The following is a 2,235-nucleotide window of genomic DNA, read 5'->3' on the forward strand; positions in this document are numbered from 1 at the left end:
TATCGGGGTTTTTTCATTGGTTTTTTGTTGGGTGGTGAATTGGAAAACGCGGTCGGAGCGTTTGCTCCGGCCGCGTGTTTTTGTGCGCCGCTCACCGTGTGGGGGTCATCCCCAGGGGGTGTTGCCGTCGGGCTGGGGGATCGGGGTGGGTGCGGGGGTGGGGGTGGAGGTCGAGGTCAGGGGCGGGTTGGTGGGGGTGGTGTCGGCGGTTGCCATGGTGGCTGCCAGGGTGACGCCGCCGGCGGCGAAGACGGTGACGATGATGATCCGGGCGGCTGCGTTCTTGGCGAAGTTCGTCATTTCGGTGACCCCTCATCTGCGGTGGCGGCTTGCGTTTTTTGGTGTTTCCCTGCTCGCAAGACCAAAGCTATTGGGGTCTGCTATCCGGTCCTTATCGTCATCCTTCTGCCGCGCTATGCCGCCGAAAGCCGGGACGATAGCGCGTTTAGGGGGGCTCATTCCCCCGGACACCCCCACCGCCGATAACCCCAGCTCACCACCCCCACCCCCGCCCGCGACACCACCACGCAACCCGCCCGCCCACTGCGCCCGCTCCGCTCCCCCACCCCCGCCCGCGACGCCACCAAGCAGACGGCAAGCACGAACTCCGCTGAAAGTGGCTTGGTGGCGTCCTTAGGCGGAGTGCGAGTCCTGTCAGCCGGCCCCGGCGACTGGCCGTCAGGCTTGTCGGCCAGCTGGAGGTGCTGTTCCTCGACGAACCGGCGACCGGGCTGGATCCCCGCAACAGAGGCGAGGCGTGGGAGATGATGCGCGCCCTGGTCGCGGACGGCACGACCGTACTGCTTACGACGGAGTACCTCGACGAGGCCGACCAACTCGCTGGCACGATCACGGGGAACGACCAGGACAGGGTGCCCGGATCGCTCCCGCCCTTCTTCCCCCAACCTGCCGATCCGTCCACCTGCCTGCCGAGCCGTAGCGCCGACAGTCCTTGAAGACTGACATCCGCGCCCTTCACCAAGGCAAGGCGCCGCCGCGATGGCCTCGTACGGGCGGCGGCGCCCTCGTGATCACCAGTACACGTAGATAAGCGGACGGGTCACCGGTACCGCCCCGTCAGGCCAGGCCGTCGTCCTCGTCGAAACCGTAGGTCGTCGGAGGGTTCGGCGTGAGCCACTGTCGGCCGCCGGGGCAGTTCTGCATGACCAGTGGGGTGCCGGTCGCCGTACTGCCGTTGGCCGGGCTCGCGCATCTGAGGGACGCCGGGTTGCGGAGGGTCCAGATGCCGTCAAAGCCGCCGGGGTTCAGTGCGGCGAAGGTCCATTGCTGGTCGCCGGACACGGGATTGGTGCAGTCCCGCAGAACCAGTGGGGTGCCGAGAGGGGTCGGCACGGGGTGGCCGGCGATGATGCTGAGGCACTTGTCGGCGAAGCTGCGGACCGATCGATCGCGGCCGGTGCCGTGCCAGAGTTCGTTGCAGTCCATCAGCACCGCCGGGGTGCCGTTGGCCGTGCCGCCGTTGCTCGGGCCGATGCACTTGGAGACGCCGGCGAGGTTGATCTGGATCAGCGTCGACGGAAACACGGTGGTCTGGGCGTTCGCCGGTGTCAGCGCCAGGGACATCAGCAGCGCCAGCCCGGTGAGGGCGGTGACCAGTAATCGGTGCATGTTCGCTCCTATGAGCCGTGATGGATCTTGCGGCACGCGGGCGCGTGTCGCCCTGTAGGCGTTCCACCCAGGTGTGCCATCCCGTGCCAGATGCTCCGGGGTGGGGGTGGTGAGCTGGGGTTATCGGCGGTGGGGGTGTCCGGGGGAATGAGCCCCCCTAAACGCGCTATCGTCCCGGCTTTCGGCGGCATAGCGCGGCAGAAGGATGACGATAAGGACCGGATAGCAGACCCCAATAGCTTTGGTCTTGCGAGCAGGGAAACACCAAAAAACGCAAGCCGCCACCGCAGATGAGGGGTCACCGAAATGACGAACTTCGCCAAGAACGCAGCCGCCCGGATCATCATCGTCACCGTCTTCGCCGCCGGCGGCGTCACCCTGGCAGCCACCATGGCAACCGCCGACACCACCCCCACCAACCCGCCCCTGACCTCGACCTCCACCCCCACCCCCGCACCCACCCCGATCCCCCAGCCCGACGGCAACACCCCCTGGGGATGACCCCCACACGGTGAGCGGCGCACAAAAACACGCGGCCGGAGCAAACGCTCCGACCGCGTTTTCCAATTCACCACCCAACAAAAAACCAATGAAAAAACCCCGATA

4 protein-coding genes are annotated in these 2,235 nt (G+C 66.6%); 2 read left to right on the top strand and 2 right to left on the bottom strand.

All coding sequences use genetic code 11. The features are described from left to right. Positions 1-105 precede the first annotated feature (105 nt). Positions 106-300 (bottom strand): hypothetical protein, encoded by a 195-nt coding sequence (locus NYZ98_RS41200; protein WP_262850993.1) that lies wholly within the window; start codon positions 298-300, stop codon positions 106-108. A 401-nt stretch (positions 301-701) separates the two neighbouring features. Between NYZ98_RS41200 and NYZ98_RS41685 the strand changes: the two genes are divergently transcribed. Continuing rightward, the gene (locus NYZ98_RS41685) at positions 702-956 is read left to right on the top strand and encodes a hypothetical protein (protein ID WP_380708876.1); all 255 of its coding nucleotides are present in this window, start codon (positions 702-704) and stop codon (positions 954-956) included. Between the two features lie 121 nt (positions 957-1,077). Here NYZ98_RS41685 and NYZ98_RS41210 read toward each other — a convergent pair whose 3' ends face one another. After that, positions 1,078-1,629, bottom strand: coding sequence for an RICIN domain-containing protein (locus tag NYZ98_RS41210; protein ID WP_262850995.1), 552 nt, complete (start codon positions 1,627-1,629; stop codon positions 1,078-1,080). Between the two features lie 306 nt (positions 1,630-1,935). Here NYZ98_RS41210 and NYZ98_RS41215 point away from each other — a divergent pair, with 306 nt between their 5' ends. After that, the gene (locus tag NYZ98_RS41215) at positions 1,936-2,130 is read left to right on the top strand and encodes a hypothetical protein (RefSeq protein WP_262850993.1); all 195 of its coding nucleotides are present in this window, start codon (positions 1,936-1,938) and stop codon (positions 2,128-2,130) included. The last annotated feature ends 105 nt before the right edge of the window (positions 2,131-2,235 follow it).

Origin of the sequence: Sphaerisporangium corydalis, assembly GCF_025506355.1 — a bacterium.
GTDB classification, from domain to species: Bacteria; Actinomycetota; Actinomycetes; order Streptosporangiales; family Streptosporangiaceae; genus Sphaerisporangium; species Sphaerisporangium corydalis.

Excerpts from the sequence above, each read along its gene's own strand:
- NYZ98_RS41200 (WP_262850993.1), bottom strand. The coding sequence starts at position 300 with ATGACGAACTTCGCCAAGAACGCAGCCGCCCGGATCATCATCGTCACC.
- NYZ98_RS41210 (WP_262850995.1), bottom strand. The coding sequence starts at position 1,629 with ATGCACCGATTACTGGTCACCGCCCTCACCGGGCTGGCGCTGCTGATG.
- NYZ98_RS41215 (WP_262850993.1), top strand. The coding sequence starts at position 1,936 with ATGACGAACTTCGCCAAGAACGCAGCCGCCCGGATCATCATCGTCACC.